At 70.9% G+C, this 23402-nt stretch carries 18 protein-coding genes and 6 tRNA genes; 15 read left to right on the top strand and 9 right to left on the bottom strand.

The features are described from left to right. Positions 1-49: 49 nt before the first annotated feature. The 4 genes from IO29_RS05315 (at position 50) to IO29_RS05300 (ending at position 2043) form a co-directional block, all read left to right on the top strand. Positions 50-1666, top strand: coding sequence for a metallophosphoesterase family protein (locus IO29_RS05315; protein WP_030380678.1), 1617 nt, complete (start codon positions 50-52; stop codon positions 1664-1666). 80 nt (positions 1667-1746) lie between these two features. Further along, positions 1747-1819 (top strand) — tRNA-Glu (locus tag IO29_RS05310). A 48-nt stretch (positions 1820-1867) separates the two neighbouring features. After that, positions 1868-1942: transfer RNA gene (locus IO29_RS05305), tRNA-Asp, on the top strand. A gap of 24 nt (positions 1943-1966) precedes the next feature. Beyond that, a tRNA-Phe gene (locus tag IO29_RS05300) sits at positions 1967-2043 on the top strand. Between the two features lie 274 nt (positions 2044-2317). Here the strand turns inward: IO29_RS05300 and IO29_RS05295 are convergent. Continuing rightward, complete coding sequence (locus IO29_RS05295) at positions 2318-3289, bottom strand: membrane protein (RefSeq protein WP_033224820.1); 972 nt, start codon at positions 3287-3289, stop codon at positions 2318-2320. Between the two features lie 84 nt (positions 3290-3373). Between IO29_RS05295 and IO29_RS05290 the strand changes: the two genes are divergently transcribed. From IO29_RS05290 to IO29_RS05275, 4 genes are all read left to right on the top strand, one after another. Beyond that, on the top strand, positions 3374-3535 hold the full coding sequence (locus IO29_RS05290) for a hypothetical protein (protein ID WP_158709298.1): 162 nt from the start codon (positions 3374-3376) through the stop codon (positions 3533-3535). 88 nt (positions 3536-3623) lie between these two features. Continuing rightward, complete coding sequence (hrpA, locus tag IO29_RS05285) at positions 3624-7625, top strand: ATP-dependent RNA helicase HrpA (RefSeq protein WP_030380680.1); 4002 nt, start codon at positions 3624-3626, stop codon at positions 7623-7625. Positions 7626-7756: 131 nt separating this feature from the next. Continuing rightward, positions 7757-7831, top strand: a tRNA-Asp gene (locus IO29_RS05280). A 167-nt stretch (positions 7832-7998) separates the two neighbouring features. Continuing rightward, the gene (locus tag IO29_RS05275; protein ID WP_033224813.1) at positions 7999-8259 is read left to right on the top strand and encodes a DUF6274 family protein; all 261 of its coding nucleotides are present in this window, start codon (positions 7999-8001) and stop codon (positions 8257-8259) included. Positions 8260-8744: 485 nt separating this feature from the next. On the opposite strand, the gene bldC is transcribed toward IO29_RS05275, so the two are convergent. Next, the gene (bldC, locus tag IO29_RS05270) at positions 8745-8951 is read right to left on the bottom strand and encodes a developmental transcriptional regulator BldC (RefSeq protein WP_003949541.1); all 207 of its coding nucleotides are present in this window, start codon (positions 8949-8951) and stop codon (positions 8745-8747) included. 664 nt (positions 8952-9615) lie between these two features. After that, positions 9616-10476: a DUF8083 family protein gene (locus IO29_RS05265; RefSeq protein ID WP_030380681.1), complete on the bottom strand. Its 861-nt coding sequence runs from the start codon at positions 10474-10476 to the stop codon at positions 9616-9618. Positions 10477-10776: 300 nt separating this feature from the next. Between IO29_RS05265 and IO29_RS05260 the strand changes: the two genes are divergently transcribed. Both IO29_RS05260 and IO29_RS05255 read left to right on the top strand, forming a co-directional pair. Next, positions 10777-11862 (top strand): Leu/Phe/Val dehydrogenase, encoded by a 1086-nt coding sequence (locus IO29_RS05260; protein ID WP_030380682.1) that lies wholly within the window; start codon positions 10777-10779, stop codon positions 11860-11862. A gap of 388 nt (positions 11863-12250) precedes the next feature. Continuing rightward, complete coding sequence (locus IO29_RS05255; RefSeq protein WP_030380683.1) at positions 12251-12502, top strand: DUF3073 domain-containing protein; 252 nt, start codon at positions 12251-12253, stop codon at positions 12500-12502. An 80-nt stretch (positions 12503-12582) separates the two neighbouring features. On the opposite strand, the gene purM is transcribed toward IO29_RS05255, so the two are convergent. The 6 genes from purM to purS form a co-directional block, all read right to left on the bottom strand. Then, the gene (gene purM / locus IO29_RS05250; protein WP_030380684.1) at positions 12583-13674 is read right to left on the bottom strand and encodes a phosphoribosylformylglycinamidine cyclo-ligase; all 1092 of its coding nucleotides are present in this window, start codon (positions 13672-13674) and stop codon (positions 12583-12585) included. A gap of 172 nt (positions 13675-13846) precedes the next feature. Continuing rightward, positions 13847-15373, bottom strand: a complete 1527-nt coding sequence (gene purF, locus IO29_RS05245; protein ID WP_030380685.1) for an amidophosphoribosyltransferase — start codon at positions 15371-15373, stop codon at positions 13847-13849. A 226-nt stretch (positions 15374-15599) separates the two neighbouring features. Further along, on the bottom strand, positions 15600-16397 hold the full coding sequence (locus IO29_RS05240) for a maleylpyruvate isomerase family mycothiol-dependent enzyme (protein ID WP_030380686.1): 798 nt from the start codon (positions 16395-16397) through the stop codon (positions 15600-15602). Between the two features lie 337 nt (positions 16398-16734). Next, positions 16735-18993 (bottom strand): phosphoribosylformylglycinamidine synthase subunit PurL, encoded by a 2259-nt coding sequence (gene purL / locus IO29_RS05235; RefSeq protein ID WP_033224811.1) that lies wholly within the window; start codon positions 18991-18993, stop codon positions 16735-16737. Continuing rightward, positions 18990-19712 (bottom strand): phosphoribosylformylglycinamidine synthase subunit PurQ, encoded by a 723-nt coding sequence (gene purQ, locus IO29_RS05230; protein WP_030380687.1) that lies wholly within the window; start codon positions 19710-19712, stop codon positions 18990-18992. Before purQ ends, purL begins: the two co-directional genes overlap by 4 nt. After that, the gene (gene purS / locus IO29_RS05225; protein WP_030380688.1) at positions 19709-19981 is read right to left on the bottom strand and encodes a phosphoribosylformylglycinamidine synthase subunit PurS; all 273 of its coding nucleotides are present in this window, start codon (positions 19979-19981) and stop codon (positions 19709-19711) included. The genes purQ and purS overlap by 4 nt, the downstream gene beginning before the upstream one ends. A 523-nt stretch (positions 19982-20504) precedes the next feature. Between purS and IO29_RS05220 the strand changes: the two genes are divergently transcribed. The 5 genes from IO29_RS05220 to IO29_RS05200 all read left to right on the top strand — a co-directional run bounded on the left by IO29_RS05220 (position 20505) and on the right by IO29_RS05200 (position 23397). Then, the gene (locus IO29_RS05220) at positions 20505-20822 is read left to right on the top strand and encodes a histone-like nucleoid-structuring protein Lsr2 (protein WP_030380689.1); all 318 of its coding nucleotides are present in this window, start codon (positions 20505-20507) and stop codon (positions 20820-20822) included. Positions 20823-21059: 237 nt separating this feature from the next. Then, a tRNA-Gly gene (locus IO29_RS05215) sits at positions 21060-21131 on the top strand. 79 nt (positions 21132-21210) lie between these two features. After that, a tRNA-Gly gene (locus IO29_RS05210) sits at positions 21211-21283 on the top strand. 135 nt (positions 21284-21418) lie between these two features. Further along, a complete protein-coding gene (locus IO29_RS05205; protein WP_033224809.1) occupies positions 21419-22438 on the top strand; it encodes an ABC transporter ATP-binding protein in 1020 nt (339 codons plus the stop codon). Continuing rightward, positions 22435-23397, top strand: a complete 963-nt coding sequence (locus IO29_RS05200) for an ABC transporter permease (protein ID WP_234316377.1) — start codon at positions 22435-22437, stop codon at positions 23395-23397. Before IO29_RS05205 ends, IO29_RS05200 begins: the two co-directional genes overlap by 4 nt. Positions 23398-23402 lie beyond the last annotated feature (5 nt).

Here is a 23402-nt window from a genome sequence, read left to right as displayed (position 1 = left end):
CCCCTCACACCTCCGCATATCCGACCCCCCATTTGGGCATACGGGACCAATGGCCCGCCGCGTCCCCGCCGCAGTCCTGCACGCAACCGCCCGCCTCCGAAGGACCACACGCCGCACCCGCACAGGCACCCCCAGCCCCGGACACCCCACCGCCACCCTCGGCCTCACCCCCCACCCCAACCCCTGGCTCCGCTCCCTCACCCTCGCCGCCGTGGTCCTCCTCGGCGCCTGGCTCGGCCTCCTCGTCGTCGGCAACGTCCGCGCCCCCGTGGGCCCCATGAACACCACGATGGCGCTGCGCCCCTCCCTCACCGGCGGCACGAAGATCAACGTCTCGCCGCTCGGCGCGCTGGAGCTGGACACCCACAAGGCCCCCGTCCGCCTGGACGTGAACGTCGACCAGCTGGACGAGACCCGCGCTCAGGCCCTCGTGGACCACCCCGAGCGGCTCTCCGGCCTCCAGGACGAGGTCGCGCAGGACGTCGCCGACGACACGCTGGACCTCGCCGTCCGCTCCTGCGTGGCGGTCGTCTCCGGCGCCACCGCCCTCGGCCTCGTCGTCTACCGCCGCCCGCGCCGCGCCCTCGCGGCCGGCGGCCTCGCCCTCGCGCTCCTCGCCGCCTGCGGCACGAGCGCGTACGCGACCTGGAACCCCAAGGCGGTACTGGAGCCGAAGTTCTCCGGTCTGCTCTCCTCCGCCCCGTCCCTGGTCGGCAGCGCGCGCAGCATCGTCACGGAGTTCGACGTCTACCAGAAGGAGCTGGCCCGCCTGGTGACGAACGTGACGAAGCTGTACGACGTCACATCGACGCTCCCGGCGTACCAGCCGGACCCGAGCACGATCCGGGTGCTGCACGTCTCGGACATCCACCTCAACCCGGCGAGCTGGAAGATCATCGCCTCGCTGGTGAAGCAGTACGACATCAACGTGATCGTCGACTCGGGCGACACGATGGACCACGGCACGGCCGCGGAGAACGGCTTCCTGGACCCGGTGGCGGACCTGGGCGCCCCGTACGTATGGGTGCGGGGCAACCACGACTCGACGACCACGCAGGACTACCTGAAGAAGATGAAGAACGTGCGCGTCCTGGACGACGGCCGGGCGGTCACCGTCGCGGGACTGCGGTTCGCGGGGATCGGGGACCCGCAGTACACCCCGGACCGTACGGCCGAGCGCGGCGACCGGGCGGAGGAGCTGGCGGGCGCCCGCCTCGCCTCGGCACTGCGCGACCAGCGGAACGCCGGCACGCCCGTGGACGTGGCGCTCGCGCACGAGCCGTCGGCGGCGCGGGAGACGGACGGGGACGTGCCGCTGGTCCTGTCGGGACATCTGCACCACGAGGGCATGGAGGTCATGAAGTACGGCACGCGGCTGCGCATCGAGGGCTCGACGGGCGGCAGCGGGCTGCGCGCGGTGGAGGGGAAGTACCCGGACCCGATCGAGGCGTCGGTCCTCTACTTCGACCGGGACAGCCGGCGGCTCCAGGCGTGGGACGAGATCAAGCTGGGCGGGCTGGGCCGGACGACCGCGGAGGTGGCCCGCCACCTGGTCGACGAGAACCAGCCCGGCGCCACCCCGTCCCCGACCTCGCCGACCCCGTCGTCCTCCGGCTCTCGCACCCCGACGAACCCCGGTTCCCGCTCCCCGAGCCCCTCCCCGTAAACCGTTTTGGCGATACCTCCCGCCATCCCATATGCTTCTCACGTCCCCGAGGCGCTGAGAGGCGCCCAGGCGGGCCGATAGCCCTCATCGTCTAGCGGCCTAGGACGCCGCCCTTTCAAGGCGGTAGCACGGGTTCGAATCCCGTTGGGGGCACGCAGTACGGTGTGCGACACTGGCGCTCGTTGGTTCGCGCACACGCTTGGTCCTGTGGAGCAGTTTGGAGTGCTCGCCACCCTGTCAAGGTGGAGGCCGCGGGTTCAAATCCCGTCAGGACCGCTGACGTTTCACGTGAAACGTCGTGGCTGGGTAGCTCAGTTGGTACGAGCGATCGCCTGAAAAGCGATAGGTCGCCGGTTCGACCCCGGCCCCAGCCACCACAGAAGGCCCCATCCATCCGGACGGGGCCTTCACTGTTGCCCGCCCACGGCCTCGCCACCCTGTCGAGGTGGAGGCCGCGCCCGCGGCGCAGCCGCAATCGATACAGCACATCCCGTCAGGACCGCTGACGTTTCACCGCCCACACGACGAGGCCGACACACCCGCCCAGCGCGGACTCCCCCACACGGAAACCCACGCGCTCACCCCGGCCCCAGCCACCACAGAAGGCCCCATCCATCCGGACGGGGCCTTCACCGTGTGTACCGCTGTTCCTCAAGAAGCCGCATGCGCCGGCCCCTCGCCCCGTCCCCCCGGGTGCCGGTGCCGCCAGAGCCAGAAGACCGTGCAGGACAGCAGCGCCCAGCCCGCCAGGACCAGGAACGGGAACGCGTGCTGGTGGCCGGGGAAGTACACCGCCGTGTGCTGGGCGTTGACCGAGGCGCCCGGCGGGAGCCAGCGGCCGATCACACCGAGCGGCGACGGCAGCAGCGGCCAGGACACCGCACCGCCCGACGACGGGTTGCCCAGCAGCACCATCAGCCCCCACGTCGGCAGCATCGCCCAGCGCCCGAACAACGTGTTGAACATCGTGAAGACCATCCCGGACGCGAACATCGTCAGCGCGAGGATCAGCCACGACTCCACGAACGGCAGGTGCAGCGCGCCCAGCAGCCAGTCCACCACCGCCGCGATCACGAACCCGCCGAGCAGCGCGTACGCCACGGTGAACGCGATCCGCTCGGCCGGGTTGAGCGCCCTGGCGTGCACGCTGAGCTGGATCGCGCCCACGAAGCCGATGATCACGGCGGCGAGGGAGATGTAGAAGATCGCCAGCCCGCGCGGGTCCCCCTTCTGCAACGGCTTCAGGTCCTTGACGGTGACGTCCACCCCGGACGCCTTGCCCACCTTCTCCGCCGCCTCCTCCAGCACCTGCGCGACCGTCGCCCCGGACGCCCCGGAGACCTCCAGGGTGAGCGCGCGCCCGCCGGCCTCCGGCACGTCGAGCACCGCGAAGACCTTCTGGTCGTCGACCGCCTCGACGGCCGCCGCCCGGTCGTCGTACGCGTGCAGCTTCAGCGAGGCGTTGAGCGCCTTCTCCATCCCGGCGATGAACCGCCGCCCCTGCGCGCTGTCGTACGCCCCGACGACCGCCGTCGGCACGGTGTGCGGCGTGGGGTTGGCCATGGCGTACGTGTAGGAGCCGGCGAAGAGCCCGGCCGCCGCCGCGAGGATGAACAGCAGCACGGTGGCGGGGAGGAAGGGCGACTCCCGGAACGCGGCCCAGCGCTCCGAAGCCGTCCGCGGCCGCCCATGGGCACCGTGCGGCTCATGGGCACCGTGCGGCTCATGGGCACCGTGCGGCTCATGGGCACCGTGCGGCTCATGGGCACCGTGCGACTCATGGGCACCATGGGGCTCCTGAGCACCATGCGACTCATGGGCACCATGGGGCTCCTGAGCACCATGCGGCTCACGACTCTCATGCGATGAATCTGACATATGACTCACGCTAGATCATTTCGCCCCACGACAAATCCGTTCGCCTCTCGTTTCCCCGAGGTGAGATCCTGGTTCCCGTATGTCCACGCATCCCGCCCCCGCCCTCGGCGCCCTCGCCCCCCGCCTGACCGAACTGTCGCTGCGCGACGCGCACCGGCTCGGACGCAGGCTCGAAGGCGCCCGCAAGATCCGCAAACCGGAGGCCCGCGCCGCCGTCCTCGCCGAGATCGAGGCCGAGGTCGCCCAGGCCGAGGCACGGATCGAGACGCGGCGTGCCCGCGTCCCGGCGGTGACGTATCCCGAACAGCTGCCGGTCAGCCAGAAGAAGGACGAGATCGCCGAGGCCATACGCGACCACCAGGTCGTGATCGTGGCCGGTGAGACCGGTTCCGGGAAGACCACGCAGATCCCCAAGATCTGCATGGAACTCGGACGCGGCCTCCGCGGCATGATCGGCCACACCCAGCCCCGCCGGATCGCCGCCCGCACGGTCGCCGAGCGCGTCGCCGAGGAGCTGGACACCCCGCTCGGCGAGACCGTCGGCTGGAAGGTGCGGTTCACCGACCAGGTGAACCCGGACGCCACCTTCGTCAAGCTGATGACGGACGGCATCCTGCTCGCCGAGATCCAGACCGACCGCGAGCTCCGCGCCTACGACACGATCATCATCGACGAGGCGCACGAGCGGTCCCTGAACATCGACTTCCTGCTCGGCTACCTCGCCCAGCTGCTGCCCAGGCGCCCCGACCTCAAGGTCGTCATCACCTCCGCGACGATCGACCCCGAGCGCTTCTCCCGGCACTTCGGCGACGCCCCGATCGTCGAGGTCAGCGGCCGTACGTACCCGGTCGAGGTGCGCTACCGGCCGCTCCTCGAAGAGGAGTCGGACGACGCCGACCGGGACCAGATCACCGCGATCACCGACGCCGTCGAGGAACTGATGGCCGAGGGCCCCGGCGACATCCTCGTCTTCCTCTCCGGCGAGCGCGAGATCCGGGACACGGCGGACGCGCTGGACAAGAAGAAGTACAGATCCACTGAGGTACTCCCCCTCTACGCCCGCCTGTCCCACGCCGAACAGCACCGGGTCTTCCAGCAGCACTCCGGGCGCCGGATCGTCCTCGCCACCAACGTGGCCGAGACCTCCCTGACCGTCCCCGGCATCAAGTACGTCATCGACCCCGGCTTCGCCCGCATCAGCCGCTACAGCCACCGCACCAAGGTGCAGCGCCTGCCGATCGAGCCGGTCTCGCAGGCCAGCGCCAACCAGCGCAAGGGCCGCTGCGGCCGTACGTCGGACGGCATCTGCATCCGGCTCTACTCCGAGGACGACTTCCTCACCCGCCCGGAGTTCACGGACGCCGAGATCCTGCGCACCAACCTCGCCTCCGTCATCCTGCAAATGACCGCGGCCGGCCTCGGCGACATCGAGAAGTTCCCCTTCATCGACCCGCCGGACCACCGCAACATCCGCGACGGCGTCCAACTGCTCCAGGAACTCGGCGCGCTCGACCCTGAGCAGAAGGACGCCCGCAAGCGGCTGACCGACATGGGCCGCAAGCTCGCCCAGCTCCCCGTCGACCCCCGGCTGGCCCGGATGGTCCTGGAGGCGGACCGCAACGGCTGTGCGCGCGAGGTCATGGTGATCGCCGCCGCGCTGTCCATCCAGGACCCGCGCGAGCGCCCCTCGGAGAAGCAGGCCCAGGCCGACCAGCAGCACGCCCGCTTCCGCGACGAGACCAGCGACTTCCTCGCCTTCCTCAACCTCTGGCGCTACGTCCGCGAGCAGCAGAAGGAGCGCGGCTCCTCGTCGTTCCGCCGGATGTGCAAGCAGGAGTTCCTGAACTTCCTGCGCATTCGCGAATGGCAGGACATCTACACCCAGCTGCGCACGGTCGCCAAGCAGATGGGCATCCACCTCAACGAGGAGGACGCCCCCGGCGACCGCATCCACGTCTCGCTGCTGGCCGGACTGCTCTCCCACATCGGCATGAAGGACGTGAAGGAGTCCAAGGACTCCGGGGGCACCTCCGGCCCGGGCGGCAGCCGCAAGGACGGCGGCCGGGGCGAGTACATCGGCGCCCGCAACGCCAAGTTCGCGATCTTCCCCGGCTCGGCCCTGTTCAAGAAGCCGCCGCGGTTCGTGATGTCGGCGGAACTGGTGGAGACCTCGCGGCTGTGGGCCCGGGTCAACGCCAGAATCGAGCCGGAGTGGGTCGAGCCGCTCGCCGGACACCTGCTCAAGCGCACATACAGCGAACCGCACTGGGAGAAGGACCAGGCCGCGGTGATGGCGTACGAGAAGGTCACGCTGTACGGCGTCCCGATCGTCGCCCAGCGGAAGATCAATTACGGCCGGGTCGACCCCGAGGTCAGCCGCGAACTGTTCATCCGCAACGCCCTGGTGGAGGGCGACTGGCGCACGCACCACAAGTTCTTCGCCGACAACCGCAAGCTGCTCAGCGAGGTCGAGGAGCTGGAGCACCGGGCGCGGCGCCGGGACATCGTCGTCGACGACGAAACGCTGTACGACTTCTACGAGCAGCGCATCCCCGAACACGTCGTCTCCGGAGCCCACTTCGACTCCTGGTGGAAGCACAAGCGGCACGAGCAGCCCGACTTCCTCGACTTCGAGCGGGAGATGCTCATCCGGGAGTCGGCGCAGACGGTCACCAAGGCCGACTATCCCGACTCCTGGCGGCAGGGTCCGCTGAAGTTCCGGGTGACGTACCAGTTCGAGCCCGGCGCGGACGCCGACGGCGTGACCGTCCACGTGCCGCTCCAGGTGCTCAACCAGGTCACCGACGAGGGCTTCGACTGGCAGATCCCCGGCCTGCGCGAGGAGGTCGTCACGGAGCTGATCCGCTCCCTGCCGAAGCCGATCCGACGCCACTACGTGCCGGCGCCGAACTACGCCAAGGCGTTCCTGGAGCGCGCGGTGCCGCTCCAGGAGCCGCTGACGACGACGATGGCGCGCGAGCTGAAGCGCATGGTCGGCGTGCCGTTCGAGGCGGACGACTTCGACTGGGGCCGGGTCCCCGACCATCTGAGGATCACCTTCCGGATCGTCGACGAACGGCGCCGCAAGCTGGCCGAGGACAAGGACCTCCAGGCGCTGAAGCTCCGGCTGAAACCGAAGGCGCGCAAGGCGCTCTCGCAGGCCGCGGCGGCGACCGCCGAGCGGCAGGGCGGCCCGTCCCTGGAGCGCTCGGGGCTGACGGACTGGTCGATCGGCACGCTCAGCCGCGTCTTCGAGACCCGGCGGGCCGGGCAGCCGGTGAAGGCGTACCCGGCGCTCGTCGACGACGGGCCGGTGGCGAACACCGTTTCGGTGCGTCTTTTCGACACCGAGGCCGAGCAGGCCGAGGCGATGTGGCAGGGCACCCGGCGGCTGATCCTGCGCAACATCCCGGTCAACCCCGCGAAGTTCGCGTCCGAGAAGCTGACCAACGCGCAGAAGCTGGCGCTGTCCGCCAATCCGCACGGCTCGGTCCAGGCGCTGTTCGACGACTGTGCGACGGCGGCGGCCGACCGGCTGATCGCCGACTTCGGCGGCCCGGCCTGGGACGAGGAGTCGTACCGCAAGCTCTACGACAAGGTGCGGGCGGAGATCGTCGACGCGACCGTACGGACGGTGGGCCAGGTGCAGCAGGTGCTGGCCGCCTGGCAGGCCTGTGAACGGCGCCTGAAGGGCGTACGCAGCCCCGCGCTGCTGCCCAACCTGGCGGACGTGCGGGAGCAGCTGGACGCCCTCGTGAAGCCCGGCTTCGTGACCGAGGCGGGGCTGCGGCGGCTGCCGGACCTGATGCGCTACCTCGTCGCGGCGGACCGGCGGTTGCAGCAGATGCCGGCCAACGTCCAGCGGGACACGACCCGGATGGAGAAGGTCCGGGAGATGCGGGACGAATACGCGTGGCTGCGGGAGCAGTTGCCCGCGGGGCGGCCGGTGCCCGCGGCGGTGCGGGAGATCCGGTGGATGATCGAGGAGCTGCGGGTCAGCTACTTCGCCCACGCGCTGGGGACGGCGTACCCGGTGTCGGACAAGCGGATCGTGAAGGCGATCGACGCGGCGGCTCCGTGACGGGGGTGGCGGTGATCGGCGCGGCGGTGCCGTGACCGGCGGTGCACGGTGGGTGAGTTCGACCCCGGGGCTCGCCCTCCTGTACAGTCTCTTCTCGCAGCGCAGCGCAGTAATGCGACCGCGAGGCACCTGGTCCTGTGGAGCAGTTTGGAGTGCTCGCCACCCTGTCAAGGTGGAGGCCGCGGGTTCAAATCCCGTCAGGACCGCAGCAAGAAGGGCCGTATGAGGGCCGTGTCCCCCGGGGACACGGCCCTTCGTCGTGTCCCGGTTTCCGTCCCGCGCCTCTGAAGGACCCCCGACGGCGTCCCTTGACGGCGTCACATTCCCCCGCTACCCAAAGAAGCGACGGCTTCGTCGTTTCCGGAGGTGGCGTATGCCCGCTGCGGCCTCCCCGCACGCGACCCGCGCACTGTTGCGTGCCCATCTGTCGGCCGCTGCCGGCTATCGCCATCTGACCCGGCGCTGCCCCATCTGCCACCGCCTCCTGCGGCTCGCCCTGGAACCGGCCACGTCCGTCGCGGAGGCGGGCGCCCAGGCGGTCCCGGCCGGGGCCGCCGAGGGCTCCGAGGATCCCGCCCCCGCCGCCGTCCGACCGCCGCGGCGCCTCCAACACCCCCTGAACCCGGGCCATTAGCGCAGTGCCCGCACGGGCGACAAGGACCCTGGCATGTGACGGGAGTCACCGCATAACTTTTCGGGAGGGAGGAACTTACGCACCTCCTACCCACAGTCAATTTAATATGTGCAATTGCACTGGCTTCGCACTCCGTCTCCACCCGGACGCCGAGCCGCCCCACAGCGGATCCGACACCCCTCCCCAGACTCCGACAAGCCCGCTCACAGCCGGGCCGGCCACACCCGCCCGCCACCCCCAGAGACGCACAATCACGCGCACCGGAGGCGGCGGACCGGACCGCGCGCACAAAAAAAATCGCGCTGGACTCGGCGGAGTCCAGCGCGATCGACGACGCACCCTCAATGGACCGGAAGGGCCCCGAGTGGCGTGGGCGTGGGGGCTGTTGGGGCAGTCCCCGCGTCGCTTTCAGCTGTGATGAGCGGTTGCTCCCGGACGCTCCGGCCAGTTGGGGGACCAGCCGTTTTGCCCGGTAACGCGATTGTTCAGGCCTCGCTGCGCTGCTGCGGGATGCCCGCGAGCAGTGCGCGGACCTCGGCCTCGCGGTAGCGGCGATGCCCGCCGAGCGTGCGGATCGACGTGAGCTTGCCGGCCTTCGCCCACCGCGTGACCGTCTTCGGGTCGACGCGGAACATGGTGGCGACCTCAGCCGGGGTCAGCAGCGGCTCGGCATCAGGGGTGCGAGCGGTCATGAGCGGCCTCCTCGGGAGAACCGACGTTCTCGGTTCTTTCCTCTAAATTCTGTACCTTGACCCGCGTTGCCCGAAATGGCGGACGCGAGTCGAGTCGGTTATAGGACGAACGGCTTGTCCTCGGCACTACAACTACACCATCTGTCCAGCCGCGTAGGCCAAACCGATGGAATTGCCCTCCCAGGTGTTCATCAGCGACGGATGCCGATGGACCGTGCCATAGCGGACAGTCACGCCGGTGTGACGATCAGTCACAGGGCGATCAGTGGTCACCAAACCCCCCAAGAGCATGCAATGCTGAGATCTCCACCCATGCCAGGGCAGAAGGGGCCTCCCCCGGGCTCCTTGTCCTATTTTGGCACGAGGAGGGGCGTTAGGCGCAAGGGCCGCGTTAAGTGCAATCCATCACGCTTGACGGTATACGCCCGGATCGGTCGGCGATGTCCCTGCCGGTGACCACCGCTTCCCCCGTGGGTACGTCAACCTTGGGCCAACGGTTGTCACTTCAGCATGTCGCATGGGTCACAATTCGCACACTGATTCCCGCCAGGTCATGGACACCGTACCCACTTCCGCACGCGGGCCGCGAATCAGTCGACGCTCCGTCAGGAAACGTGCGCACAGCGCGAGTTGGGACGCCTCACCGGATCCTCCGGCGGCCGGCTCAGTTCGCCGAGCGCCGGTCCCGGACCGACCGCCAGCGCTCCACCAGCCGCGCGTACGCCTCCCCGGCCGCCGCTCCGTCGCCCTGCCGCAGCGCCTCGATGCCCTCGGCGACATCGGCCGCCGAATGGTCGCCGTCCAGCTCCTCGGGCGGCAGGACGTGCACCAGGCCGCCGTAGTCCAGCTCCACCAGGGAGCGCGGGTGGAACTCCTCCAGCCAGCGCCCCACGTCCAGCAGCCCCTCGACGAGCGGGCTCTCGTCGAAGGTGTTCCGCAGCGTGCGCAGCCCCCGGGCCACCCGGCGCCGCGCCTGCACCATGGGCGTCCGGTAGCGCAGCACCGGCACCCCGCCCCCGGCGGCGCCGGGCTCCGCACCGGCCCCGGCGTACTCCCGCTCCCCGTCGCCCACCAGGACGAACCAGTGCAGCGGCACGTGCCAGGTGGAGGACCTGATCCAGGGGCGCGCGTCCGGATTGCGGGTCAGCCAGCGCTCGTAGTCCTGGGTGGCCTGGTGGCGCACCAGCGGCGGCAGCACCGCGTCGAGCACGGAGGCCGGCAGCTCCTCGCCCAGACCGCCCAGCGCCTGCCAGCCGCGCAGCCGGGTGCGCCAGGGGCAGACGCACAGCACCCCGTCGACCTCCGTCACGAACGCGTCGTCGCTCTCGTGCACCGGGACCGCGACCGGCGGGGTGGGCAGCAGATCGGCCAGCGAACGGCGCAGTTCGTCCTGGTAGGAGGGGCGGTCGGGGCGCCGCGCGTACCGCGCCCAGTGGCCGCGCTCCGGTTCCGGGAAGGCGGCCAGCGGTTCGTACACGCGCAAGTAGGACGCGTACGGAACGATCACCGAGGACACCTTGGGCACGCCTGCTCCCTCCCCCACCCGACCTGACATGAAGCATTTTCCCGCGCCCAGGACACGGAGGCCCCGCCGGGACCCGCCGAAGCGTCCGGCGACCACACCGCGACGGTGTCACGGGCGCGCCCGGGCGGGCGGAAACCGTACCGAATCGCCCCACGGGCGCGTGTCGGTGCCCACCGCGAGAGGGTGATCGGGAACACCGTGCGGAACACGGGCCCCGCCGCGTTCTACGCTCGTCCCACGGAGCCCGCCATCCGCACGGGATCCGCACCCATCGCCGCCACTTCACCGGGAGTCACCACAGTGACCGACGTACCCAACGGCGTCCTGCACACCCTGTTCCACTCGGACCAGGGAGGTCATGAGCAGGTCGTGCTCTGCCAGGACCGGGCCAGCGGCCTGAAGGCCGTCATCGCCGTCCACTCCACCGCCCTGGGCCCCGCCCTGGGCGGTACGCGTTTCTACCCCTACGCCTCCGAGGAGGAGGCCGTCGCCGACGCCCTCAACCTCGCGCGCGGGATGTCGTACAAGAACGCCATGGCCGGACTCGACCACGGCGGCGGCAAGGCCGTGATCATCGGTGACCCCGAGCTGATCAAGACCGAGGAGCTGCTGCTCGCCTACGGGCGGGCCGTGGCCTCGCTCGGCGGACGGTACGTGACCGCCTGCGACGTCGGCACGTACGTCGCCGACATGGACGTCGTCGCCCGTGAGTGCCGCTGGACCACGGGGCGCTCCCCGGAGAACGGCGGCGCCGGCGACTCCTCCGTGCTCACGGCCTTCGGCGTCTACCAGGGCATGCGGGCCAGCGCGCAGCACCTGTGGGGCGACCCGACGCTGCGCGACCGCACGGTGGGCATCGCGGGCGTCGGCAAGGTCGGGCACCACCTGGTGGAGCACCTGGTGAAGGAGGGCGCGCGGGTGGTGGTCACCGATGTGCGCGAGGACGCCGTGCGCCGGGTCACCGAGGGCCGCCCGCAGGTCACCGCCGTCGCCGACACGGAGGCGCTGATCACCTACGACGGGCTCGACGTCTACGCCCCCTGCGCGCTCGGCGGCGCCCTGAACGACACGTCCGTGCCGGTGCTGACGGCGAAGGTGGTGTGCGGGGCGGCCAACAACCAGCTCGCGCACCCGGGCGTGGAGAAGGACCTCGCCGACCGCGGGATCCTCTACGCGCCGGACTACGTGGTGAACGCGGGCGGCGTCATCCAGGTCGCCGACGAGCTGCACGGCTTCGACTTCGAGCGGTGCAAGGCGAAGGCCGCGAAGATCTTCGACACCACGCTCGACATCTTCGCACGTGCGAAGTCGGACGGGATTCCGCCGGCCGCGGCGGCCGACCGGATCGCCGAGCAGCGGATGGCGGAGGCCCGCGCGGCACGCTGACCCGACGGACGATTTCCGGCCAGGGGACGGCCGCCCCGCGCGTCCGTCCCGTGGCCGGGTCCCGCCGTGTCCGTCGTCCGCGCGCGCGGAGGCCGCGCACCGCCGCCCGCGGCGGCCGGTACCCGCCGGGACGCACCTGGAGACAACTCTCACGTTCGTCGGCGGGTCGTGGGCCGATAAGTGGTTAAAATCGCGGTTGACCAGCGAGGACGGGGTCTCCCGGGGGCCCCGCGCACACGCTGCTCCTGCGGGCGACGTACCGTATGGGCGTGGGCTCAGGTACCGTGGAAGCCCTACGGACGGTCTCTCCACCGAGAGCCCGTCCCAGATCATGAACGCGTGTCAAGACTCTGGGGCCGTCGAGCCCCGTCGTTGAGGGGGTCGAGCCATGGGGCGCGGCCGGGCCAAGGCCAAGCAGACGAAGGTCGCCCGCCAGCTGAAGTACAACAGCGGCGGGACGGACCTGTCACGCCTGGCCGAGGAGCTGGGCGCATCGACGTCGAACGAGCCGCCGAACGGCGACCGATTCGAGGACGATGAGCAAGAGGACGACGAGCTGTATTCACGCTACGCCGACCTCTATGAGGACGACGACGAGGACGAGGAAGATCAGTCCTCACAGCACCGTCGCGGCGCTTGACCTGCACTGAGCACTCACCCGGTCGGTGACTTCCGGTCACCGACCGGGTTCTGTGCTGCCTGTGCGAACAGCGCCTTTGTCTACCGCGCGTAGCTGCCCTCCAGGGTGGCGCCGGTGGTGTGGCCGCCCCGGCCGGTGATCTCGCCGGCCACCCAGGCGTCGACACCGCGGTCGCCCAGGGTCGCCAGCGCGGCGTCGACCGACCCCTGCGGGACGATCGCCAGCATGCCGACGCCCATGTTCAGCGTCTTCTCCAGTTCGAGCTGTTCGACCTCGCCGGTCCGGCCGACCAGGTCGAAGACCGGGGCGGGCGTCCAAGTGGCGCGGTCCACGCGCGCGTGCAGCCCGTCGGGGATCACCCGGGCCAGGTTGGCCGCCAGTCCGCCGCCGGTGACGTGGCTGAAGGCGTGCACCTCGGTGGTGCGGGTCAGGGCCAGGCAGTCCAGCGAGTAGATCTTGGTGGGCTCCAGCAGCTCCTCGCCGAGGGTGCGGCCGAACTCCGCCACCCGGGCGTCGAGCGCGAGCCCGGCCCGCTCCAGCAGGACGTGGCGGACCAGGGAGTACCCGTTGGAGTGAAGTCCGGAGGACGCCATGGCGACGACCGCGTCGCCCTCGCGGATGCGGTCGGCACCGAGCAGCCGGTCGGCCTCCACGGCCCCGGTGCCGGCGCCGGCCACGTCGAAGTCGTCCGGACCCAGCAGGCCGGGGTGTTCGGCCGTCTCGCCGCCCACCAGGGCGCAGCCGGCCAGCACACAGCCCTCGGCGATGCCCTTGACGATGGCGGCGACCCGCTCGGGGTGCACCTTGCCGACGCAGATGTAGTCGGTCATGAACAGCGGCTCGGCGCCGCACACCACGATGTCGTCCATGACCATGGCGACCAGGTCGTGGCCGATCGTGTCGTACACGCCCAGCTGCCGGGCGATGTCGACCTTGGTGCCGACGCCGTCGGTGGCGGAGGCGAGCAGCGGGCGCTCGTACTTCTTCAGGGCGGAGGCGTCGAAGAGCCCGGCGAAGCCGCCGAGGCCGCCGAGGACCTCGGGGCGGCGCGTCTTCTTCACCCACTCCTTCATCAGTTCGACGGCACGGTCGCCCGCCTCGATGTCGACGCCCGCGGCCGCGTAGCTGGCACCGGACGGGGAGCCAGGGGTCGCCCCGGTGGTCTCGGACATGTGGGTTCGCACCTTCGGTCGTACGGCGGTCGGAAAGGGGGAGCTGCTCGGTGTGCGGGTGGGGGAGGGAGGGTGATCGGTGGCGGGGCCGTGGACGGCCCCGCACGGCCCCCGGGCGGGGGCTGCGCCCGCTCGACGGTGAGCGGGCGGGCCCGCGCGGCCCGCGGGGCGCCTACGGGCGGCGGATCGCGTCGCTGGCGGCCGTGGCGGCGGGCCCGGCGGCCAGCTCGGTCTCCAGGAGCTGCTTGCCCAGGAGCTCGGGGTCGGGAAGGTCCATCGGGTACTCGCCGTCGAAGCAGGCCCGGCAGAGGTCCGGCTTGGCGATGGTGGTCGCCTCGATCATGCCGTCGATGGAGATGTACGCCAGGGAGTCGGCGCCGAGCGAGGTGCCGATCTCGTCGATGCTCATGCCGTTGGCGATCAGCTCCGCGCGCGTGGCGAAGTCGATGCCGAAGAAGCAGGGCCACTTCACGGGCGGGGAGGAGATCCGGATGTGCACCTCGGCGGCGCCCGCCTCGCGCAGCATCCGCACCAGGGCCCGCTGGGTGTTGCCGCGCACGATCGAGTCGTCGACGACGACCAGGCGCTTGCCCTTGATGACTTCCTTGAGGGGGTTCAGCTTCAGCCGGATGCCGAGCTGGCGGATGGTCTGGGAGGGCTGGATGAACGTACGGCCGACGTACGCGTTCTTCACCAGGCCGGCACCGAAGGGGATGCCCGAGGCCTCCGCGTAGCCGATGGCGGCGGGGGTTCCGGACTCCGGCGTCGCTATGACGAGGTCGGCCTCGGCGGGCGCTTCCTTCGCCAGCCGGCGGCCCATCTCCACCCGCGAGAGGTAGACGTTCCGCCCGGCGATGTCGGTGTCGGGACGGGCCAGGTAGACGTACTCGAAGACACAGCCCTTGGGCTTCGCTTCCGCGAATCGCGACGTACGCAGACCGTTCTCGTCGATCGCGACGAACTCGCCCGGCTCGATCTCCCGTACGAAGCTGGCGCCGCAGATGTCGAGCGCCGCCGACTCCGAGGCGACCACCCAGCCGCGCTCCAGCCGGCCGAGGACCAGCGGGCGGATGCCCTGCGGGTCACGGGCGGCGTACAGCGTGTGCTGGTCCATGAAGACGAGCGAGAAGGCGCCCTTGACCTGCGGAAGCACCGCCATGGCGGCTTCCTCGACGGTGAGCGGCTTGCCGTCCGCGTCGACCTGGCCGGCCAGCAGCGCGGTGATCAGGTCGGTGTCGTTGGTGGCCGCCACCTTCGGGGTGCGGCCGTCCTGCTTGGGCAGGTCGGCGACCATCTCGGCGAGCTGCGCCGTGTTGACGAGGTTGCCGTTGTGGCCGAGCGCGATCGATCCCTCCGCGGTGGCGCGGAACGTCGGCTGGGCGTTCTCCCACACGGAGGCACCCGTGGTCGAGTAGCGGGCGTGACCGACCGCGATATGACCCTGGAGGGAGCCGAGGGAGGCTTCGTCGAAGACCTGGGAGACCAGGCCCATGTCCTTGAAGACGAGGATCTGGGAGCCGTTGCTGACCGCGATACCCGCGGACTCCTGGCCCCGGTGCTGAAGGGCGTAGAGCCCGAAGTAAGTGAGTTTGGCGACCTCTTCGCCCGGAGCCCAGACACCGAAGACGCCACATGCGTCCTGGGGGCCTTTCTCGCCGGGGAGCAGATCATGATTGAGTCGACCGTCACCACGTGGCACGCGATCGAGTGTAGGCGAGATCGCGCACTGGTCCGAATCCGGTGCGGTGACCGGGGCGGGGAGCGGGGGTCTCGACGGCAGGCGCCACACCACCCCGACGCCCTCCCGGTCAACGTCTCTGACCAGGGAGAACGTCGGCTCCGCCGGCTCTCGGCGCCGTTGATCGCGCCCTGCGGGCCGGGGGCGTGCGCGGCGGTTGTGAGTGAGCCGTCGCACACCCCCGGGGTCAGCTCATCAGGGGCAGCAGTCCGCCGAGGTCGGCCCGCTCGCCACTGGCGGTGACCTTCGCGCCGGCGAGCGCGGTCCGCCAGTCCGTACGGCCGGTGGCGAGACGGATCCAGGTCAGCGGGTCGGTCTCGACGACGTTGGGCGGGGTGCCGCGGGTGTGCCGGGGGCCCTCGACGCACTGCACGACGGCGTACGGCGGCACCCGGACCTCGGTGGAGGCGCCGGGGGCACGGGCGGCGAGGGTGTCCGCGAGGAGGCGCGTGCAGGCGGCCAGGGCCTGGCGGTCCAGGGGGACGTCGAGGCCGGGGACGGCGTCGTCGAGGTCGTCGGTGTGGACGACGAGTTCGACGGTGCGGGTGACCAGGTAGTCGGCGAGGGTCATGCCTCCTGCGCGGGTGGCGATGAGGCGGTCGGGCGGCGTGTCCGCGAGCGCCCGGGTGAGGCGCTCGTCCACGCGCGCGTAGAGGGCGCCCAGGTCGGGGCTGGCCTCGGCGAGGGCGTGGCTGCCCTCCGCGATGGCCTCGGCGTGGCGTGCGGTCGCGGAGGCGTACTCCAGGGGGCCGAGTTCCGCGCGGGCGGGCGCGGGGCGCTCCAGGGCGGTGCTGACGCTCTCGACGGCCATGGTGAGGTGCGCGGCGAGGTCCCGGACGGTCCAGGCGCCCAGGCGGGTGGGGGCGGACAACTGTGCGGGAGTGAGGGCGCCGACGGCCGCGCGGACATGGCCGAACTGGGCGAGTACGGCGGCGCGGGTCTTGACGGGGTCGTAGGTGCGGGGGCGCTTCTTGGCGGGCGGCATGGGAGTGAGCGTAGAGGGGGTGTGGCGGGGGAGTTCACGGGATTTTCCGCGTGCGCGGCTCCGCCACGCGGGGGCGCGCAGCCGCGCTTTCAAGGGACGCGGAGAACCGCGCGAACGGCCCCCACCGGCCCGCGGTCGCCGTACCACCCCGCCACCCGGGCTCTCGGCGCCACCCGAGCTCTCATGGGGGCGCCGCCCGGGCTCTCCTGGGGGCGCCGCCGGCCCGCCCGCGCGCAGCGGAACGGGCCGAGGCCCCGCCCGGGGCTCAGGTCCGGACGGGGCCTCGACGTACAGGAGGGTGCGGCAGGTGCGGCACGGGCGCGTAGACGAACCGCGCCTATGCCAGCAGCGCCGGGATCGTCCCCTCGTGCGCCTCACGCAGCTCCGCCAGGGGCAGCGCGAACTCGCCCTGCACCTCGACGCTGTCGCCGTCCACCACGCCGATGCGCGCGGCCGGCAGCCCCCGCGCCCCGCACATGTCGTTGAAGCGGACCTCCTCCGAGCGCGGCACGGCCACGACCGCACGCCCCGCCGACTCGGAGAACAGGAAGGTGAACGCGTCCAGGCCGTCGGGAACGACCAGCCGCGCGCCCTTGCCGCCGAGCAGCGCGGACTCCACGACCGCCTGGATCAGGCCGCCGTCGGACAGGTCGTGCGCGGAGTCGACCATGCCGTCGCGGGAGGCGGAGATCAGGATCTCGCCGAGCAGCCGCTCGCGCTCCAGGTCCACCTTGGGCGGCAGCCCGCCGAGGTGGTCGTGGATCACCTGGGACCACGCCGAGCCGCTGAACTCCTCACGCGTGTCGCCGAGGAGGTACAGCAGCTGGCCCTCCTCCTGGAAGGCGACCGGCGTGCGGCGGGCCACGTCGTCGATGACGCCGAGGACGGCCACGACCGGGGTCGGGTGGATGGCCGCCTCGCCCGTCTGGTTGTAGAGCGAGACGTTGCCGCCGGTCACCGGCGTGCCGAGCTGCTGGCAGCCGTCCGCCAGACCGCGGATGGCCTCCGCGAACTGCCACATGACCGCCGGGTCCTCGGGCGAGCCGAAGTTCAGGCAGTCGGAGACGGCGAGCGGCTTCGCGCCGGTCGTCGCCACGTTGCGGTAGGCCTCGGCGAGGGCGAGCTGCGCGCCCGTGTACGGGTCGAGCTTGGCGTACCGGCCATTGCCGTCGGTGGCGAGGGCGACGCCGAGGCCGGACTCCTCGTCGATGCGGATCATGCCGGAGTCCTCGGGCTGGGCGAGGACGGTGTTGCCCTGCACGAAGTGGTCGTACTGCTGGGTGATCCACTTCTTGGAGGCCTGGTTGGGGGAGGCCACCAGCTTCAGGACCTGGTCCTTCAGCTCGTCCCCGGAGGACGGCCGGGGCAGCTTCTCCGCGCCGTCCGCCTGGAGGGCGTCCTGCCAGTCGGGGCGGGCGTACGGGCGTTCGTACACCGGGCCCTCGTGGGCGACGGTGCGCGGGTCGACGTCGACGATCTTGCCGCCGTGCCAGAAGATCTCCAGCCGGTCGCCGTCGGTGACCTCACCGATGACGGTGGCGATGACGTCCCACTTGTCGCAGATCTCCAGGAAGCGGTCGACCTTCTCCGGCTCGACGACCGCGCACATGCGCTCCTGCGACTCGCTCATGAGGATCTCCTCGGGCGAGAGCGTGGAGTCGCGCAGCGGAACGTCGTCCAGGGTGACGCGCATGCCGCCGGAACCGTTCGACGCCAGCTCGCTCGTCGCGCAGGACAGGCCGGCCGCGCCGAGGTCCTGGATGCCGACGACCAGCTTCTCGGCGAACGCCTCCAGGGTGCACTCGATGAGGAGCTTCTCCTGGAAGGGGTCGCCGACCTGGACGGCGGGGCGCTTGGACGGCTTGGCGTCGTCGAAGGTCTCGGAGGCCAGGATGGAGGCGCCGCCGATGCCGTCGCCGCCCGTCCGGGCCCCGTAGAGGATGACCTTGTTGCCCGCGCCTGACGCCTTGGCCAGGTGGATGTCCTCGTGCTTCATGACGCCGATGGCACCGGCGTTGACCAGCGGGTTGCCCTGGTAGCAGGCGTCGAAGACGACCTCGCCGCCGATGTTGGGCAGGCCCAGGCAGTTGCCGTAGCCGCCGATGCCTGCGACGACGCCCGGGAGGACGCGCTTGGTGTCCGGGTGGTCGGCGGCGCCGAAGCGCAGCGGGTCCACGACGGCGACCGGGCGCGCGCCCATCGCGATGATGTCGCGCACGATGCCGCCCACCCCCGTGGCCGCGCCCTGGTAGGGCTCCACATAGGAGGGGTGGTTGTGCGACTCCACCTTGAAGGTGACCGCGTAGCCCTGGCCGACGTCCACGACGCCCGCGTTCTCCCCGATGCCGACGAGCATGGCGTCGTTCTGGGGGGCCTTCTCGCCGAACTGGCGGAGGTGGACCTTGGAGGACTTGTACGAGCAGTGCTCGGACCACATCACCGAGTACATGGCGAGCTCGGCGCCGGTCGGGCGGCGGCCCAGGATCTCGACGACGCGCTCGTACTCGTCCTTCTTGAGGCCCAGCTCGGCCCAGGGCAGCGCGACATCGGGGGTCGCGGCCGCGTGTTCGACCGTGTCCAGAGGTGTCTTGCTCATGCGCTGACCAGCTTCTTGAGGATCGACGTGAAGAAGGGGAGGCCGTCGGTGCGGCCGCTGCCGATGAGCGGCTCCACGGCGTGCTCCGGGTGCGGCATGAGGCCGACGATGTTGCCCGCGGCGTTGGTGATGCCCGCGATGTCGTTGAGCGAGCCGTTGGGGTTGCCGTAGCCGTCGGGGTCGCCGGGACCGTCGGCGGCCACGCCGCGGGTCACGTACCGGAAGGCGACGCGGCCCTCGGCCTCCAGCTCGTCCAGCGTGCGCCGGTCGGCGACGTAGCGGCCGTCCATGTTCTTCAGCGGGATGCGGATCTCCTGGCCGGCGGTGTAGTCGCTGGTCCAGGCGGTGTCCGCGTTCTCCACCCGCAGCTTCTGGTCGCGGCAGATGAAGTGCAGGTGGTCGTTGCCGAGCATCCCGCCGGGCAGCAGATGGGCCTCGGTGAGGATCTGGAAGCCGTTGCAGATGCCGAGCACCGGGAGGCCGGACTTCGCCTGGTCGATGACGGTGTCCATCACCGGCGAGAAACGCGCGATGGCACCCGCGCGCAGATAGTCGCCGTAGGAGAAACCGCCGCACAGCACCACGGCGTCGACCTGCTTGAGGTCCTTGTCCTTGTGCCAGAGCGCCACGGGTTCGGCACCGGCGACGCGGATCGCGCGCTGCGTGTCCCGGTCGTCGAGACTGCCGGGGAAAGTGACGACGCCAATACGAGCGGTCACTTCGCGGCCCCCGCGACCGCGTCGGCGGACTCGACCTTCACGGTGAAGTCCTCGATCACGGTGTTGGCGAGGAAGGATTCCGCGAGATCATGGATCCGGGCGAGGGCGGCGTCGTCGACCGGCCCGTCCACCTCGAGTTCGAATCGCTTTCCCTGACGTACGTCGGAGATGCTCTCGAAACCGAGCCGCGGCAGTGCGCGCTGCACCGCCTGGCCCTGGGGGTCGAGGATCTCCGGCTTGAGCATGACGTCGACTACGACGCGTGCCACTGGCACTCCCGGTGTGTGGTGCTGAGCAGGTCCCTTCAGACTACCCGTACAAAATTTCTACGCGGGTAGATTCGTAGGAAACTACGGAATGGAGGACGGCGGTCCGGGCGTCGCCCGCTCACCCCCGATCGTCGGCCGTTCGCCTTCACGCGCCGCTCCGCGCGGAGCCCGGCGTGAAACTTCGTCACGGAATCGGCGTGACCGGAGTCACGATCCGGTGTCGGCCGTCCGACCGTGCGAAAAGATCAGGGAAAGATCAGGCGTCCGACAGTGGTTCCTATTGCGCGGAGACACGCGGACGGATTTAGTCGTTCTGCCCACCGCATTGCCAAGCCCTGTACAAAGGAATTGGCAATAGCCGATACTTTGCCCATTGGCACCCAAAGCGCGGCGCCAATCAATGGGCCGGTACCGGCCACTACCCCACCAAGTACACCCACTCCAATAACAGCCGGACAGTCGACATCCGCCGGACGTGATCGCACCCGCGAGTCCGTGATGTCGCACGAAGGGACCGATATTCGTGGCGCAGCGTGTCGTGGTAACGCTCTTTGACGACATCGACGGCTCGGAAGCGGCCGAAACGATCGCCTTCGGACTCGACGGCAGGTCGTACGAGATCGACCTGAACCGGACGAACGCCGACAAGCTGCGGACGGCGCTCGCGCCCTTCGTGGAGGCGGGCCGCAAGCGGGCACGCTCCGGCAAGGCCTACCGGGAGACGGTGGTCGCCCCGGACCCGGCGGCGGTCCGGGCCTGGGCGCAGGCGAACCGGATGGACGTGCCGGCCCGCGGCCGGATCCCGAAGCGGGTGTACGAGGCGTTCGCCGAGGCACAGTGAGGGCGGTGGGGGCGCGCGGGGGCGGATCCTCCGCGGCCACCCGGAGGCGGTCCTGCCGGGCGCCGCGAGGCGGTCCTCCGCGGCACCGGGGGCGGTCCTCCGTGTCACCCGTGGACCGGCCGACGGCCGGTCACGCGCCCCCGGCGCCAACCGACTTGCGCACCACCCCCGCTGATCAGCTAGAGTCTGGAGCACGCCGCCGGGCAAGGCCGAAAAGGCCCAGCTCACGGAGTACACGCGGGTGTAGTTCAGTAGTAGAACACCCCCTTTCCAAGGGGGAGGCGCAGTGTGCAATTCCTGTCACCCGCTCTGCACCGCCGGACCGATGCCCTTTGTGGATCAGGTAGGCTGGTGCCGCACCGATCGGTGAGAGCCGGTCGGGGGCATTGCGGACGTAGCTCAGTTGGTAGAGCGCAACCTTGCCAAGGTTGAGGTCGCGAGTTCGAGCCTCGTCGTCCGCTCGGGAAAATCGAAGGCCCCGGTCCTCAGGACCGGGGCCTTCGTCGTGCGTGGCTCGTGGGGTCTCTGACATTTGTCATGCGGGTTCATGACACCGCGCACTGCCTGCGGCATCCGCCGGCGGGGAGGCTGGATGCATGAACACGGACGAGCGCGAACACGTGATTGACGTCACCGACTTGCGGCGGGTCTACGGGGGCGGTTTCGAAGCCGTGCGCGGCATCACCTTCTCGGTGGGCCGCGGCGAACTCTTCGCGCTCCTCGGTACCAACGGCGCGGGCAAGACCTCCACCGTCGAACTCCTCGAGGGGCTCGCTGCCCCGGCGGCCGGGCGCATCCGCGTCCTCGGGCACGACCCGTACGCCGAGCGCGCCGCCGTCCGCCCGCGTACGGGCGTGATGCTCCAGGAGGGCGGCTTCCCCAACGAGCTGACGGTCGCCGAGACCATACGGCTGTGGTCGGGCTGCACCAGCGACGCCCGGCCCGCGCCGGAGGCGCTCGACATGGTCGGGCTGACCCGGCGGTCCGGCGTGCGGGTGAAGCAGCTGTCCGGCGGCGAGAAGCGGCGGCTCGACCTGGCGCTCGCCCTGCTCGGCCGCCCCGAGGTGCTGTTCCTCGACGAGCCCACGACCGGGCTGGACGCCGAGGGCCGCCGGGACACCTGGGAGCTGGTCCGCGTCCTGCGCGAGGAAGGCACCACCGTCCTGCTCACCACGCACTACCTGGAGGAGGCCGAGGCCCTCGCCGACCGGCTGGCGATACTCCACGAGGGCCGCATCGCCGCGACGGGCACCCCGGCCGAGGTCACCGCCGCCCAGCCGTCCCGGATCTCCTTCGACCTGCCCGAGGGGTACTTCGTCGGAGACCTGCCCCCGCTCGCCGAACTCGGCGTGACGGCCCACGAGACGGCGGGCCGTACGGTCCTGCTGCGCACGGAGGAATTGCAGCGCACCGCCACCGCCCTGCTGCTCTGGGCGGACCGCGCCGGCGTCGTACTGCACCGGCTGGACGTGCGCTCGGCCTCGCTGGAGGAGGCGTTCCTGCGCATAGCCGAGCGGGAGACGGCACGGAAGCGGGGGGAGTCCGGCGCACACGGGGCGCCGGACGCGACGTCGAACGGAGCTGCGGATACTTCGGCCGGGAAGGCGGCGGCATGAGCACGAACACGGGGACGGGCATGGGCATGGGCACGGGTGCAGGGACGGGGACGGGCATGGACACGGGTGCGGGGAGGGGCGCTGCGAACCGTACGGGGGGCTCCACCGGCGGATACGGCAGGCTCAGCGGGATCGGCGGCGTCGGCGGCGTCGGCGGCCGGAGCGGAAACGGCGGCAGGGGCGGGAGCCGCACCGGAAGCACCACCTCCCTGGGGCGGCTGCGTGCCCTGGCCCGGGCCGAGCTGACCCTGCTGCTGCGCACCAAGAGCGTGATCGTCACCGCGGTGCTCGTCCCGCTCGCGCTCCCGCTCAGCATCCGGCCCGCACTGGACGAGTTCGATCTCGAGGCCCAGGGGCTGAGCGTCGGTCCGGTGCTGCTGACCTCCGCGATCGGCTTCTCCTTCCTCTTCGCCGTCTACACGTCCCTGGTGACCGTCTTCGCCGCCCGCCGCGAGGAACTGGTCCTCAAGCGGCTGCGCACCGGCGAGCTGAAGGACGCGGAGGTCCTTGCCGGCACGGCACTGCCCGCGCTCTGTATCGGCCTCATACAGTCCCTGCTCGTGGCCGTCGGCTGCACGGTCCTGCTGGACCTGCCCGCACCCCGCGCCCCGCACCTCGCCGTACTGGGAGTGCTCGCGGGTCTGGTGCTGTCCGCGGCGCTGGCCGCGCTGACCGCCAGTGTCAGCCGGACGGTGGAGAGCGCGCAGGTCACCGCGCTGCCGCTGGTGTTCGTCTCCATGCTGGGCTCGGGCCTCACGGTCCCGCTCGAGGTGCTGCCGGACACGGTGGCCCACGTCTGCGACCTGCTGCCGCTCTCCCCGGTGATACGGCTGGTCCGCGGCGGCTGGACGGGTCAGCTGTCGGGATACGAGACGCTGGAGTCGGTGGCCCTCGCCGCGGCCTGGATCGTCCTGGCCGCCTGGGCCGTACGACGATGGTTCCGCTGGGACCGCCGCTGACCGGA

Origin of the sequence: Streptomyces sp. NRRL F-6676, from assembly GCF_000725625.1 — a bacterium.
Lineage (GTDB): Bacteria > Actinomycetota > Actinomycetes > Streptomycetales > Streptomycetaceae > Streptomyces.
This window is presented reverse-complemented; position numbering and strand designations above follow the sequence as displayed.

Bases quoted from the DNA above. Each gene is read 5' to 3' on its own strand.
- IO29_RS05315 (WP_030380678.1), top strand. From the start codon at position 50: ATGGCCCGCCGCGTCCCCGCCGCAGTCCTGCACGCAACCGCCCGCCTC.
- IO29_RS05290 (WP_158709298.1), top strand. From the start codon at position 3,374: ATGGGCACCGTGCGGCTCATGGGCACCGTGCGGCTCATGGGCACCGTG.
- hrpA (WP_030380680.1), top strand. From the start codon at position 3,624: ATGTCCACGCATCCCGCCCCCGCCCTCGGCGCCCTCGCCCCCCGCCTG.
- IO29_RS05275 (WP_033224813.1), top strand. From the start codon at position 7,999: ATGCCCGCTGCGGCCTCCCCGCACGCGACCCGCGCACTGTTGCGTGCC.
- bldC (WP_003949541.1), bottom strand. From the start codon at position 8,951: ATGACCGCTCGCACCCCTGATGCCGAGCCGCTGCTGACCCCGGCTGAG.
- IO29_RS05255 (WP_030380683.1), top strand. From the start codon at position 12,251: ATGGGGCGCGGCCGGGCCAAGGCCAAGCAGACGAAGGTCGCCCGCCAG.
- purM (WP_030380684.1), bottom strand. From the start codon at position 13,674: ATGTCCGAGACCACCGGGGCGACCCCTGGCTCCCCGTCCGGTGCCAGC.
- IO29_RS05240 (WP_030380686.1), bottom strand. From the start codon at position 16,397: ATGCCGCCCGCCAAGAAGCGCCCCCGCACCTACGACCCCGTCAAGACC.
- purL (WP_033224811.1), bottom strand. From the start codon at position 18,993: ATGAGCAAGACACCTCTGGACACGGTCGAACACGCGGCCGCGACCCCC.
- IO29_RS05205 (WP_033224809.1), top strand. From the start codon at position 21,419: ATGAACACGGACGAGCGCGAACACGTGATTGACGTCACCGACTTGCGG.
- IO29_RS05200 (WP_234316377.1), top strand. From the start codon at position 22,435: ATGAGCACGAACACGGGGACGGGCATGGGCATGGGCACGGGTGCAGGG.